12 protein-coding genes are annotated in these 13,171 nt (G+C 73.0%); 3 read left to right on the top strand and 9 right to left on the bottom strand.

Annotated features, from left to right (window positions below):
- Positions 1 to 74 precede the first annotated feature (74 nt).
- The 3 genes from J7I94_RS18070 to J7I94_RS18060 form a co-directional block, all read right to left on the bottom strand.
- Complete coding sequence (locus J7I94_RS18070; RefSeq protein ID WP_215168160.1) at positions 75 to 1,244, bottom strand: hypothetical protein; 1,170 nt, start codon at positions 1,242 to 1,244, stop codon at positions 75 to 77.
- Complete coding sequence (locus J7I94_RS18065; protein WP_215168159.1) at positions 1,241 to 2,347, bottom strand: ferritin-like protein; 1,107 nt, start codon at positions 2,345 to 2,347, stop codon at positions 1,241 to 1,243. Before J7I94_RS18065 ends, J7I94_RS18070 begins: the two co-directional genes overlap by 4 nt.
- 85 nt (positions 2,348 to 2,432) lie before the next feature.
- Positions 2,433 to 3,140, bottom strand: a complete 708-nt coding sequence (locus tag J7I94_RS18060; RefSeq protein ID WP_215168158.1) for a BTAD domain-containing putative transcriptional regulator — start codon at positions 3,138 to 3,140, stop codon at positions 2,433 to 2,435.
- 343 nt (positions 3,141 to 3,483) lie between these two features.
- Between J7I94_RS18060 and J7I94_RS18055 the strand changes: the two genes are divergently transcribed.
- Positions 3,484 to 4,200, top strand: a complete 717-nt coding sequence (locus J7I94_RS18055) for a hypothetical protein (protein ID WP_215168157.1) — start codon at positions 3,484 to 3,486, stop codon at positions 4,198 to 4,200.
- Here J7I94_RS18055 and J7I94_RS18050 read toward each other — a convergent pair.
- On the bottom strand, positions 4,187 to 5,329 hold the full coding sequence (locus J7I94_RS18050; RefSeq protein ID WP_215168156.1) for an NAD(P)/FAD-dependent oxidoreductase: 1,143 nt from the start codon (positions 5,327 to 5,329) through the stop codon (positions 4,187 to 4,189). The genes J7I94_RS18055 and J7I94_RS18050 overlap by 14 nt on opposite strands.
- Positions 5,326 to 8,307, bottom strand: coding sequence for a LodA/GoxA family CTQ-dependent oxidase (locus tag J7I94_RS18045; RefSeq protein ID WP_215168155.1), 2,982 nt, complete (start codon positions 8,305 to 8,307; stop codon positions 5,326 to 5,328). The genes J7I94_RS18050 and J7I94_RS18045 overlap by 4 nt, the downstream gene beginning before the upstream one ends.
- Positions 8,308 to 8,590: 283 nt before the next feature.
- Between J7I94_RS18045 and J7I94_RS18040 the strand changes: the two genes are divergently transcribed.
- The gene (locus tag J7I94_RS18040) at positions 8,591 to 8,938 is read left to right on the top strand and encodes a hypothetical protein (protein ID WP_215168154.1); all 348 of its coding nucleotides are present in this window, start codon (positions 8,591 to 8,593) and stop codon (positions 8,936 to 8,938) included.
- 190 nt (positions 8,939 to 9,128) lie between these two features.
- Here the strand turns inward: J7I94_RS18040 and J7I94_RS18035 are convergent, their stop codons facing one another.
- Positions 9,129 to 9,992: a LysR family transcriptional regulator gene (locus J7I94_RS18035; RefSeq protein WP_215168153.1), complete on the bottom strand. Its 864-nt coding sequence runs from the start codon at positions 9,990 to 9,992 to the stop codon at positions 9,129 to 9,131.
- Between the two features lie 182 nt (positions 9,993 to 10,174).
- On the opposite strand from J7I94_RS18035, the gene J7I94_RS18030 reads away from it, so the two are divergent.
- Positions 10,175 to 11,047: an aldo/keto reductase family oxidoreductase gene (locus J7I94_RS18030; protein WP_285442647.1), complete on the top strand. Its 873-nt coding sequence runs from the start codon at positions 10,175 to 10,177 to the stop codon at positions 11,045 to 11,047.
- Positions 11,048 to 11,144: 97 nt separating this feature from the next.
- Here the strand turns inward: J7I94_RS18030 and J7I94_RS18025 are convergent, their stop codons facing one another.
- Genes J7I94_RS18025 through J7I94_RS18015 form a run of 3 tightly spaced genes read right to left on the bottom strand, consistent with a single transcriptional unit; the run spans position 11,145 to position 12,987 of the window.
- Positions 11,145 to 11,786 (bottom strand): lytic transglycosylase domain-containing protein, encoded by a 642-nt coding sequence (locus tag J7I94_RS18025; RefSeq protein WP_215168152.1) that lies wholly within the window; start codon positions 11,784 to 11,786, stop codon positions 11,145 to 11,147.
- 3 nt (positions 11,787 to 11,789) lie between these two features.
- Complete coding sequence (locus tag J7I94_RS18020) at positions 11,790 to 12,374, bottom strand: TerD family protein (RefSeq protein ID WP_215168151.1); 585 nt, start codon at positions 12,372 to 12,374, stop codon at positions 11,790 to 11,792.
- Positions 12,355 to 12,987, bottom strand: coding sequence for a hypothetical protein (locus J7I94_RS18015; protein ID WP_215168150.1), 633 nt, complete (start codon positions 12,985 to 12,987; stop codon positions 12,355 to 12,357). Before J7I94_RS18015 ends, J7I94_RS18020 begins: the two co-directional genes overlap by 20 nt.
- Between the last annotated feature and the right edge of the window lie 184 nt (positions 12,988 to 13,171).

Raw genomic sequence — 13,171 nt, 5'->3', positions numbered from 1 at the left:
GTCGGCGAGTGACGACAACGCCGCAGATGCGCGTGCCAGACCCCGCGTCTGCGGCGTGATCCAAACGACAGGCCCTAGAGCAGATTGAGGTCGAGGTAGTCGAGAACCCAGGAGACGGGAGTGGCGAAGGATATCCGGGTGAGAGGGTGTCCTCCGACCAGCAGGCCCACCGGGTTGACGGTCGAGTCGTAGGCCCAGACGACCGCACCCGAATCGCCGTGCGTGGAGAAGGTGTAGGCGGGGTTCCTGATGGCGAACTGCCCGTCGAAGGGCAGTCCGTTGATCAGGCCGCCCCAGTACGTGTCCTCGACCTTTCCGTAGGTGGTCTGCGTGATGCAGCCGGTCTTGCCGACCCACATGTTCATCGTGGCCGCCTGGGGCACGCTCCCTATGCCGTAGAACTGGGGGCCGATCCCGGACACCATGTGTACCTGGAGCTGGCTCTGCACCACCTGGTCGGGGTAGCACCAGGCCCGGGCGCAGTCGGCGTAGTTGTTGACCGTGAACGTCAGGTCGAGGCGGTAGACCTTGTCCAGTATCGCGATCCGGTCGTCGGGGCAGCGGCCCCCGTCGGCGCCGGAGGGCTGCACGATGCAGGAACCGCCGGCGGCGGAGTTCACGTTGGCGATGACGTGGTTGTTGCTGACCAGGAAAATCTTGCCGGCATCCGCCGGGGCGCGGCCCCGGCCGAAGAACCCCAGGGTGCCCTGCACCCCGGAGTAATGGCTGATGGAGACTCCGCCCCCGGCCGGCCGCTGCCGGTGCGTGAGGTTCTGCAGGCTGATGATCCCGCTGTGGACGACGTGCAGGGGCAGATCTCCGGCCGCGCGGACCCCGAGGCCGTCGACGACGAGTGCCCGTGCCGTATCGGCCGACACCGGCTCCGCCACGTAGACGCGCAGCACCTCCGTGCCCGGCACGGCCTCGTCCTCCGGCTCGCTCAGCCCCCGGCCGAACCCCTGGACGTTCCCCACGCCGGCCAGATGATCGGCGGGACGGGGCCGCCCCGGTCGCTGCCGGCTTCTCGCCCCGGCGAACAGCGCCTCCACGGCCTCGTCCCGCACGCTGCGGACCCTGAAGTCGCTCAGACCGCTCGCCCGTTCCACCGCCGCCCTGCTCGCCTCCGACGGCGGGTACGGGGCCACCCGGAAGCTCTCCGGTTCCTGATCCGGGCTGCCCTCCGAAGGCAGATCCGGCGGGACCTCGAAGGGCCGCTCACCCGGGCCCAAGCCCTGCTCACTCATGGCACTCGTTCCTCACCGGGCCGGCCCGCCGGCCGGTCCTGGTCGTCGATGTACCGGAACTCCGGTCCGTAGGTCTTGCCGCCGCCGCCCGGGACTTCGCGGAGCATCAGGGCCCGAGCCGGCCCCTTGAGACCGACCATCTCGAAGACGGCTTCGTCGAGGAGGCCGGTCGCCGTGTCCGGGTCGTCCGCCTGCCAGGCGTCCTCCAGCAGGTCCAGCATCCGGCTGTACGCCTGATTGCCCTGGTCCAGCAGGCCCTGGGTCCCGGCGTCGGGGGCCGGCTGCCCCGGTGCTCCCCAGCCGCCGTCGGGCACCGTGCCCATCGGGTGGGTGCCGGGCAGCGCGACGGCGTCCCCGGTGAACTCCCACCGGTCCGGGTTCTCGGCGACCTTGACCAGCTTGCGGCCGTGGAAGAGCTCCCGGAAGACGTAGAAGTGGGCGAGCTCGCCGGTCACTCCGGGGTGCGGGTTCTCCGGCGAGGCGGAGGTGCCCTCGCCCTGTTCCTTGATCACCTCGATGGCCGCCTCGACGTCGGCGAGCGAGTTCAGTGCCACGAGGCTGTTTCCCGCGCCGTGGTGCCGCATGTCCCGTTCGAGCTGGTGAGCCCCGGTGATCAGCTCCGCGTGGTCCCGGAACACCTCCAGGACCGCGGTGTAGAACGCGCCGATGGAGGTGTGCGACCGGGCCTCCGCGACCGGGTCGTCGGGCTCCTCGATCCGCGCGAAGAGATCCAGGGACTGTTTCGACAGCCCGCTCAGGAAGACGGTCAGCGACGGCCGTACGCCGCCGGGCAGCGGACCGGGGTACTTCGGCACCGTGTGCACGTCGCCGAGGCGGGGGACTCCGCCGATGGTGGTCAGCATGTTCCCGGCGAGGCCGAGGTGGGACATCTCGTCGAAGACGATCCGCTTGAACGCCTTCACCACCTCCCCGCTCTGCGGCTCGATGGACCACATCGCGGACAAGTACGGGGGAAGGGTGGCGAGTTCCAGCATCATCGCCTGCTGAAGCGACTCCTTCAGCCAGTCGGCGTCGCGGCGCTCGGCGGGCTCCTCCATCAGTTCGACGATCCGGTTGCTCCGGTATTCGAGAAGCGACTTCATGGACAGCCCCTTCCGTGCCACTTTTGCGCCCTTTTGTCCATGAAGAAGGGTAGGCCGGTGCCGTCAGCGTCTTGTCATCGCGCCGTCATCGGTGGGCCGCCGGAATCATCCGGGCGAGCTGAGCGGACGGCTCCAGGCCCAGTTCGTCCCGCAGCAGCTGCCGGTACGCGCGGTAGTGCCGTACGGCCTCGATCACGTTGCCCTCCGACAGGTGCGCCGCCACGACGGCCCGGTGCGCGCTCTCCCGGAGCGGCTCGATCCGTACGCTCGCGAGCGCCGCCTCCAGGGCCAGAGCCGGGCAGCCCTGCCGGGTCAGCCCGTCCGCCAGGGCGTCCAGCGCGTGCAGCCGCAGCTGGCGCAGCCGCTCACGCTCGAGGAGCACCCACTCCTCGTCCCAGCCGGGCAGCAGCTCACCCCCGCCCAGCAGGACCGGTGGCGCGGGGCCGTACGGGGGCGGAGCCTCCGCGCGCACGACGCCGAGCGCCGTCTCGGCCAGGGCCTGGGCGTCCACCCGCAGGGCATCGGTGAGCGCCACGCACTCCCCGCCGCACCGCACGAGCGGCCGGTCGCCGTGCGGCAGCTTCCACAAGGTGGTGCGCAGACTGCCCCGCGCGTGCTCCTCGGTGACGTCCGGCCACAGCGTCCCGGCGAGGACGCTGCGACTGACGCGCCCGCGCAGCCCCACGAAGGCGAGGAGCCGCTGCGCGTTGCCGCACAGCTCGACCGGCCCGGCGGCGGACTCCAGACGGAACTGGCCGAGCAGCCGCAGCTGGGAAGGAGTGACGGTCGGCATCTGCCCTTCTCCCAGGGTGCGTTCGCGGGCACGACCGAGCCGAGCAGGCGTCTTCCACCGTACGGCAGGAGACCGGTGGCGGCGCGCCGAGCCGGGGGCGGCCCCCGCGCGGACCGGGTTTGCGGGCCCCGGCGCCCGGGGGGAGACTGGGAGTGACCGCACAAGGAGCGCCCGCGCGCGGGCCGCCGTAGACCTTGAGTCGGCGGCCTGTCCGACCCTTTGCGCGTCCCCGCCCGGCCCGCCTCGGACGACCGCCGCTTCGGATCGCCGCCGCCTCGGACGACCGCCGCGCGCCCGGGCCCCTTCTCCTCCCACCGGTACACCTTTCCACCAGGAGCTGGCGATGGTGAACCAGAACGCCGGCACGTCCCAGGGGTCCTTCGAGGCCCGGCTGCTGACGGCCCACCCCGAGACCGCGCTCATCTACGAGCTGGGTGCCCAGCTCCGCGGCCTGCCCATGCCCCTCGTGGACTGGCAGGACCTCCTCGACAAACTGCGGACCCACAAGACGGACCCCGGCACGCTCGGGTTCCCGCCCCTCGACGACCTGCCGGACGAGCCGTGTGTGCCCCCCGAGTTCTTCCCCGTCGACGACGAGGCCGACCTCGCCGTGAAACTCACCGCGTTCGTGCGGATCTCCCTGCGCCAGGCCGAGGGCCACGGCTCGACCGCGCGGCTGCGGAACCCGATGCACCAGCGGTTCGCCGCGGTCGCGGAACAGACCACCGGCAGCGGGCGCAGGAGCGGCGTCTTCGAGCAGGGATCCCTGCTGGGGGCCGAGCGGGGCGACACCAGCGGCCTCGACGTCCACTTCCCCTGGGTCGTCACCCTGGTCCTGCGGGACTGCGGCAACGAGCAGCTGCTGCCGTGGTCCTGGATCACGGACGGGTTCAACACCTACACCTTCGACGCGAACGCCCAGTTCATCGCCCTCGTCGACGGCATGTGGTCGGCGTACTCGCTGCTCGTCATGCGCGAGGGGTACATCAACCGGCTCGTCGTCCTGGACCAGGCGACCATGGCCGGCACCACGCAGAACATCTGCCTCAACCCGGCGTGAGGACCCCGGGCAGGGCCGCCGGCGCCGGGCGGCGCCGCGCCCAGAACGGCGACGACGCCCAGCGGGCTTCCTCGGCGTAGGCCCGGGCGTGCAGGGCGAGGTAGCGCGCCGCGATCCCGTCGACGAAGGCGCGGTACACGGCCAGGGCGCCCGCCTCGCCGCGCAAGGCGCCGTCGACGGCCGCGGCCGCGCGGACGCCGGTGTGCAGGGCGGTGAGGACGCCCTGGGAGGAGAGCGGATCGCAGGCGAGCGCGGCGTCCCCGGCGGCCACCCAGCCCGGCCCGGCCGGCGGGGCGAGACGCTGCCCGTGGGCCGGCGCCCATCGCGGTGGCGGCAGCCGCCCGGTGGCGTAGCCGTCCAGCCGGGTCCGTACGTGCCGGGTGCCGGCCACCTCCTCCAGGAACCCGGCGGCGGTGCGCAGCCGGGGCTCGACCAGGTCGAGATCGGTGAGGTGGGCGACCAGCCGCCCGGTCGGCACCCGCGCGGTGTACCACCAGCCGCCCGGCACCGACTCGACGAGCGTGCGCAGGTCGTGGTCGGCCGGTACGGGGCCGGTCAGCAGGGCGTACGCGGCGACGAGCCGGTCCTGCCGCAGCCGTACGGCGCCCTGCCGGGCGATCACCGCGCGCCGGCCGGTGGCGTCCACCAGCCACGCGCAGGGCAGCTCCCGCTCCATCCCGCGCTCGCGGACCACCAGCCGCCACGCTCCCGGCCGGCCGGTCCGGCGCGCCGCGACGCCGCACACGGGCCGGGCCCCGGCGTCCTCGGCCGCGCCGCGCAGGAACGCGTCGAAGCGGACGCGGTCCAGGTGCCGGCCGTGGCCGTGCGGGTCCATGACGTGACCGCGCCCGTGCAACTGCTCCGAGCCCCAGGCGGCTTCGGTGCCGGTGCAGGGCAGGTGCCCGGCGGCGTCGAGACCGGCCAGCAGCCCGAGGTCGCGCAGCAGAGGCCGGGCGGCGGGCGGCAGGGTCTCGCCGATCCGGTACGGGCCCGCTCCCCGCCTCCCGGCAAGGTCCCGAGGCCGGGGGTCGAGGAGCAGGACCCGGCGGCCCGCGCGGGCCAGGCACAGCGCCGCGACCGACCCGGCCGGCCCGGCGCCCGCCACGACCGCGTCGCAGCCGCCCGTCACCGGCGGCCCGAAAGGCGGGTCATCTTGCTGACGAAGCCGGCCGAGACCTCCTCGTCGGGCGGCTCGGCCATCGCCACGGCCGCGGCCACGGCGTCGGTCCGTACCTCCGGATCGGCGGCCTCCGGCACGTGCACGGTGATCAGATTGCGTTCGCGGGGCGGGGCGGGCTCGGGAGCGAAGGTCACTTCGGACTCCACCATCATGGTCTCCGGGAGCCCAGGGGTGTCCCGCGGGCCGGGACGGCGTTCGACGATGCCGAGCTTGCCGAAGTCCCGGACCATCTCGTTCATCTGGGTCTCGTAGCCGGTGGGCAGCCAGCGCAGCCACACGGACCTGCGTTCGAAGGCGAGCCGGCGCTCCTGCTGAGGCCGCGCGGGGTCCATCGCGATCGTGTACTCCTCCTCGGCCAGGACGTGATTGGGCACCTTGGCCGGCCAGAACGTGGGCAGGTACGGGTCGTAGCGGGGCCCGAAGCCCTGGTCGTAACCGGAGCGGCAGCTCGCCGTGTCGGTGTGCCAGGGGACGGCCATCCACCGGGTGAGGTGGCCGGGCCCCTGCGCGTACAGCGGGCCGTCGACCCCGAGCGCGGCCTGGGGCGTGAGGACTCGGCCGTAGCTCTGGTCGGGCAGACCCGGGTCGCGGTGTTTGATCCGGAAGGGCGCCGAGTACATCGTGGCGTGCCGCATCGGCCAGGTGAGCTCGCAGCCGGGGTGGAAGGCGTCGGCGAGGCAGCACGACAGCGCGGCCCGGTCCAGCGTCGCGGGGCGCTCGGCGAGCGGAACGTCCTCCAGCCTGGTCACCGGTCGGGCGGCCGGATCGAAGTCCTCGACGAAGGCGCCGTCCATCCAGCGCGTCAGCAGGTCGTACTGCAGGGGCGAGAGCGCGAGGTGCTGGCGCGGGGAGACCGGTGGCAGATTCACGGCGTCGCCGTACACCGACGGCCAGGGCACGGGGGACATGCCGTCGCGGTCGAGGTGCCGCAGCGACGCCCAGACCTGGCGCCGCAGCTCCTTGTGGACCGGGTCCTTGCTCGCCAGCCGGGTGAGCCGCTCGGGCGCCAGCAGATGGTCGCGGCCGCCGTGGCCGAACTGGACGGCGAGTCCGTGGTTGACCCACTGCAGGTCGCACAGCCGCCTCAGCACCGGCAGCACGTCGTGGGTGAAGGAGACCCGCTGCGGGCGGGGCAGCATCCCGGCCGTCACGTAGGTGTCGCGCAGCAGGTCGTGGAGCGTGCGGACGGACTGGAGGCCGGGCGCGTAGTCGGGGGGCGCGACGACGACCCAGGCGGGCTCGACGGGGATGGTCCGGCCGTCGATCCGGACCTCGGCCCGCACCGGCCCGTCGGCGATGTCGTCGTGCCAGCCGTCGTTGTTGGCGTAGTCGGTGGCGGGGAGGTCGTCCGCCGAGGCCGCCTTGCCGCGGCCGCCGAGGAAGAGGAGCCGGCCGGCCCGGTCGGTGCGCAGTTCGCCCAGGTAGACGGGGGTGCCCATGAACGTGCCGGTGTCGAACCGTAGCTCGGGCAGCCCGGCCCGGTCGCGGCCGCGCACCGACCGGGAGCCGGGGTCGATGACCAGTCGGCTCCGGGGCCGGACGGTGGCGTTGCGCAGTCTGCTCTCCGGGGCCTGGGCGGCCTCCGGGATGTCCAGGGCGAGCTGGAACTGGTACCAGGCGGCCTTCTTGTTGGCCACGTGGACGGTCCACCGCAGGTCGGCGTTGTCGGCGGTCAGTTCGGCGACCGGCTCCCCGGCGGCGTTGAAGCCGTACACCCGGAAGCGGACCGCCTGCCGTTTCAGGGCCCCGGTCGCGTCCTTGTACGCCGCCTCGGTGGGCGCGCCGTCGACCTCGGGGGCGAGGAAGAACCCCTCGGCGCTGTCGCCGACCCGGGCCACGCCGATCGCCGGGTGGATGGCGGCGCGGACGATCCGGGTGTCGCGGCCGGGCGGCTCGGTGGAGGCCGGCCGGGCGGGGCCGGGCTCGGTCGTGGGGACGCCGTTGGCGTCGCGCCGCCGGGCCGCCGAGGCGAGGTACACGGCCCGGCGGGCCTCGGCGATGCTGCCGGCCGGGCGGTGCTCGGGCAGGGAGTGCCAGGGGTTGAAGGCGAGGTTCTCGCCGTACGCGGCCTGGCCGCGGGCCTCGGTGTTCTGCTGATGCAGGGTCAGCCTGGCCACCCGCACCGGAGCGCTCGCCGCCTCGTCCCAGCGGACGGTGGCCCGGTCCAGCGGCATCCCGTCCGGGTCGGTGCGCAGCTGTACGAACAGGTCGAAGGCCGCCTCCCCGGCGGCCAGCCGGTGCCGCAGGTCGCCGCGGAAGAAGGACGGATCCTCGTCGGGCGGCACGGCCTGCGGATCGCCGTCCGGGCAGCCCGCGGGGACCAGCTTGTACTTGACGTGCCGCTCGTCCCCGAAGCCGTACGGCAGCACGCTCCAGTACGTGGCGGTCAGCGTGCTCTTCTCGTCCTTGGCCATGTCCTTGAGGACCGTCCGGGTGACCGGGTGGCTGTCCAGATAGGCCTGGAGGGTGTTGTCGACGACCCCGGCCCGGGTGAATTCGCACATGTCGCGGGCGGTGTCGACGAAGAACACGTCGTGGTTCTGGAGCAGCAGGTCCTGGGTGTCCGCTGCGCTCTCGTCCGCCAGGAGCTTCGCGCCGGGCACTCCGAAGAGCTTGATGCCGATGCCGAGGGTGGTGCGCAGGTCGGACCTGGTGGGCACGGTGTCGCTGGAGAACCGCGCCCAGGCGGTCAGCCCGCCCTGGGCGCGGGCGGCCTCCAGGAAGCCGACACGCAGTTCCTCGGGCAGGTCGGCGTCGACGGTGAGGACGCCCCGGGCGGAGCCGTGGGCCTTGAGGAAGACGGGCCGCAGCGCGGGTTCCTGTCCCTGTGCGACGCGCCTGCCCTGCACGAGGTCCACGAACATGGCGCGCAGTGCGCCGGTGGGGTCGTCGGCGCAGTCCGGCAGGGGTTCCACGGGTCCGGACATGGGTGGCGGGCCTTCCGGGCGGGGATCTTTTCCGCCACTGTCCGTGGGGGTCGCGAGGGCCGCCAGCCCGCCGGGCCCGGGAGAGTGAGGGGCGGCTTCCGCCGCGCGGGGCAGTCGAGTTGCGCGTACCCTGGAACAGGGGCAAGAAGAAAGATTCGGGCCTGTTCATGGCCGGCTTCCCCGCACCCGGTTCCTCCGCCGCGTCCAACCCGGTTCCTCCGGCGCGTCCGACGCGGGCCGCCGTGCGCCCAGCCATCCGGCCCATGGGCTTCGAGGAGACACCATGGCCACGTACGCCAAGCCCGCGCTCGATCCGCAGACTTTCGAGAAGCTGATCCAGCGGCTGAGGCAGGACGAGCAGGAACGCCGCAGGGCGATCGGGATCGTCCAGAAGGACGGCGTCCTGGCGTTCGGGGACGAGTACTTCGCGCTCACGGACAAGCAGCGCGACATGCTGGTGGAGGTCACCTCCGACCCCGCGCAGGCCTTCCGGTGGAAGGCGCTGGTCAGCCAGGGACTCGCCGACGGCATACCGATCTCCATCATCCCGGTGAAGACGGAGTCGTCCATCGACATCGGCATCCACACGGAGGACGTGGACATCGACATCCACATCGAGTGCCCCATCTGAGCCGCCCGTTCCGCCTCGGGCTCGGACACCGTAGTCCGCAGAGATCACTCACTGCGACGACGCGCCCGGCGGGCCAGGCCGGAGACATCGAGGCCCAGCCCGCGGAGACCGACATGCGTCCGAGGAACCGACGGCCGCCGACGTGGTCGGGTTCGGGTGCGGATCGCGTGGTGGGCCGGGACGCGGGCGGTCACAGCCGGGTGGCCGTGCGGATCAGTCCGGCCAGGGCGAGGGAGCGGCTGTGCGCGGGCCAGGCGAGGTGGGTGACGACCGGGGGCGCGTCGGTCAGGGGGACCGCGGCGTGCTCGGCCCACAGCCAGGCGCGGGCCGACTCCGGGTAGACGGCCATGGTGCGTCCGAGGGCGATCAGCTGCGCCAGCTGCGTCTGGTCGTGGATCTCGGGGCCCGGGCCGGGCGGGTACGCGCCGTTGCTGGACCAGCGGGCGAGCGGAAGTCCGGGGACGTCGCTGACGTCGGCCAGGGACAGGGTCCGGTGGGCGGCTAGGGGGTGCTTGGCGGGCAGGACGGCGATCTGGCCCTCGGTCATCAGTTCCTCGGTGTCGAACCCGGTGAGGGAGTTGAACGGCGCGTGCATGAGCGCGGCGTCCGCACGGCCGTCGCGGAGCATCTCTCCCTGCTCGCACGTGCCGCTCGGCACCACCTCGACCTCGGCGGCGTCGGGCTCGGCCGCGTAGGCGTCGAGGAGCTTGTGCAGCAGTTCGTGGGAGTCGCCGGCCTTCACCGCCAGCACCAGGCGGTTGCGAGGGCCGCCCGGACTGTCCGGGCCACCGGCGCGGCGGGTGCGGCGCGCGGCGGCGGTCACCGCGTCGAGGGCCGCGCGGCCCTCGTGCAGCAGCATCTCTCCGGCGCCGGTCAGGGCGACGCCGCGGCGGTCGCGTTCCAGCAGACGGACGCCCAGGCGCCGTTCGAGCTGCTGGATCGCCCGGGACAACGGCGGCTGGGCCATGCCGAGGCGTTCGGCGGCGCGGCCGAAGTGCAGTTCCTCGGCGACGGCCAGGAAGTACCTCAGCTCGCGGGTCTCCAGGGTGTCCATGGCCAGAGCGTAACTCGGTGATACCTGCCCGGTATGACAGAGCACCTCATCGGTATTGGCCGCGCCGTTCACTCCCGGGCGAACATCGACGGCATGAGCGAGCGAGGCCCGCCCGACGAGCGGGCCTGTCAAGTGGCAAGCACCTTCCCGTGATCCGGCTCAGCAGAAAAGAACACGACAGCATGAACACATCTCCCGCGTCACTGCCCGGCGGCACCTGGTCCCTGGGCGATCTGACCGTCACCCGCTTCGGCTACGGCGCCATGCAGCTCGCCGGCCCCGGGGTGACGGGTCCGCCCGCCGACCACGACGGTGCGCTCGCCGTGCTGCGCGAGGCCGCCGATCTGGGGATCACCCACATCGACACCGCCGACGCGTACGGACCGCACGTCACCAACCGGTTGATCCGCGAAGCGCTGCATCCCTATCCCGGGTCGCTGCGCCTCGTGACCAAGGTCGGCGCGGTCCGTGACCAGCAGGGCGGCTGGCCCCCCGCCCGGCGGCCCGAGGACCTGCGCCGCGCCGTGCACGCGAACCTGGAACACCTCGGCCTCGACGTGCTCGACGTGGTCAATCTCCGGCTCGGCGACGCCCGGGGCCCCCAGCCGGGCTCCCTCGCCGAGCCGTTCGAGACCCTCGTCGAACTCCAGCGGCAGGGCCTGATCCGGCACCTCGGAGTGAGCAACGCGACCGCGGAACAGGTCGCCGAGGCGCAGACGATCGCACCGATCGTGTGCGTGCAGAACATGTACAACCTCGCTCACCGCCAGGACGACGAGCTGATCGACGATCTCGCCGGCAAGGGCATCGCCTACGTGCCTTTCTTCCCGCTCGGCGGTTTCACCCCGCTGCAGTCCACGGCGCTCTCCGCCGTGGCCGCCCGGCTGGAGGCGACGCCGATGTCGGTCGCCCTGGCCTGGCTGCTGCGGCGGTCACCGAACATCCTGCTCATTCCCGGTACTTCTTCGGTGGCGCACCTGCGCGAGAACGTCGTCGGCGCGGGACTTCCGCTCTCCGACGAGGACCTCGCGGAGCTGGACCGGATCGGCCGCTGAGCGCGGCGGCGGCACTGCCTTTCAGCGGTACGGCCTCCGTCGAGGAGGAGGACGGTACGGCGGTCGTGGTCCTCCCGTGGCGGCGGGGATCAGGGGCTCAGTCCGCGCCGACCGCCTTCCCCGCCCTGTCCCAGTTCCCGTGCAGCTTCTCCAGGTACGACCGCGCCTGGTCGCCGGGGGCCGCGCCGCGGGCGAAGGCGAGCATCGCGGCCGGGCCGGCGTTGTAGCCGAGGGCCAGCAGTTCGTCTTCGGTGCATGCGGCGGACCGGTCGGCGGGCAGCCGGGCCGCGAGGTCGTGGAGGTACCAGGCCTCGGCCTCGATGGCGAGGTCCCGGTCGTCGGCCAGGTCCTCCCAGCGGCGGCCGGCGAAGTCCCGGCCCTCACGCACCTCCTCGAAAGCGGCCCGGTGCATGTCGGCGATGCCGAAGGCGGCGTCCGGCTTGTACCGCTGCCAGGCCCTCTCCAGGCCGGGGTCGTGCGGCTTGTACGCCTCGTTGTAGAGGATCGCCATCCGCAGCCGCGCGCTGACGCCGGTCTCCCGCGCGCGGGCCCGGACCTGGGACGCGTAGTGGGCGGGGTCGTACGACGAGGAGGTGGCCGGGGCCGACGGGGAGGCGGCGGACGGGGTGCCGGAGGGGCCTGCGGAGGGCGGTGGCCCGTCCGGCAGCAGTGTGCCGGTGGCCCGTACGGCGGTGCACAGCACCAGGGCACAGGCCGCCACGAGGAGCCATCGTCGCACGCGTCAGAGGTGGGTGGCGATGGCCGGGAGCAGGTCCTGGAAGGTGCGGCCGGTGGCGGGTTCCCCGATGGCCTTCAGCTGCCAGCCGCCCCTCTCGCGGTGGAGCGCGGCCATGATCTGGGCCGTGTGCGGGCCCCCGCCGCTGAGGGTGTAGCGGGCCAGTTCCTCGCCGGTGGTCTCGTCGACCAGACGGCAGAAGGCGTTCTGCACCTCGGCGAAGGTCTGCCCGGTGAAGGAGTTGACGGTGAAGACGATGTGGTCGACGTGTCCGGGCACGCGTCCGAGGTCGACGAGGACGGTCTCGTCGTCGCCGCCGGCGCCGCTGCCTCCGGTGAGGTTGTCACCCAGGTGCCGTACGGAGCCGTCGTTGCTGCTCAGGTGCTGGAAGAAGACGACATCGGCCAGTTGTCCTCGGGAGAAGAGGAGCGCGGAGGCGTCCAGGTCGATGGCGCGGGGGCCGGTCAGCTTGGCCAGGAAGCCCTTGCGGGGCGCGGACTGCCAGCCGAGTCCCATGCGGACGGCGGTCAGCGCGGTGCCGTCCGCCTTGCTCAGGCTGACCTGCTGTCCCTTACTCAGATTGACCGACACCGGTCGTCTCCTTGTCTGTGGTGGATGTGGGAAGTGCGGGCGCTGTTCCCGGTTGGAGTGCCGCTGAGCGCGGGGCCAGGGACGAGCGGCGTTCGAGACGGGGCAGCAGCCCCCGGTCCAGCAGGGCCCGCCGCCACCGCTCGCGGGCGGCGGCCACCGCCGCCTCGCCGTCCCCCGGGTCCGGCGCGGGCCGGTTCAGGGCGGTGCGCAGTACGGTCCACAAGCCTACGGCGCCGGAGACCACGGCGACGAGGGCGCACAGCCATCCGGTCGTCACCATCGTCGAGGCCCAGTGGGCGGCCGTGCCGGCGAGCCGCAGGGTGTAACCGGTCAGCAGGAGGACGGCCGCCGCAGTGGCCGACACCAGGGGCGTGAGCACGGCGAACGCGTCCCACAGGGGGTGGCGGGGCACGGGGAACGCGCCCTTGGCCGTGAGGTAGGCGCGGTACTCTTCGCCGGCGGCGGCCGCGATCTCGTCGGCGTCCCGCAACACCTGCCGCAGCAGATGCGCGCTGCTCCCCCCGGCGGGACCGGCTCCGGCGTCCAAGGTCTGGCGCACAAGCCGCTCGACGTCGGCGCGGTCCTCCGGTCGGAGGCGCGGCTCACTGGTCATCCGGCCGCGCTCCGCCCGTCTCCGTACCGACTCGCCGAGGGGCCGTCTTCGGCCCGGGCGGCGGAGAACCCCCATGTCTCATCCCTCCATGCCGTCCCGGCGGCACGGGTGGGTGCCGCCGGCCTGAACGGAAATCTACAGCACTGTAGAAACAAGTTCAGCACGCCTGCCCGGTGACGTCCGC

Origin of the sequence: Streptomyces sp. ISL-12, from assembly GCF_018614415.1 — a bacterium.
Lineage (GTDB): Bacteria > Actinomycetota > Actinomycetes > Streptomycetales > Streptomycetaceae > Streptomyces.
The sequence above is the reverse complement of the archived record's forward strand: the minus strand, read 5'-3'. Positions and strand labels throughout refer to the sequence as shown.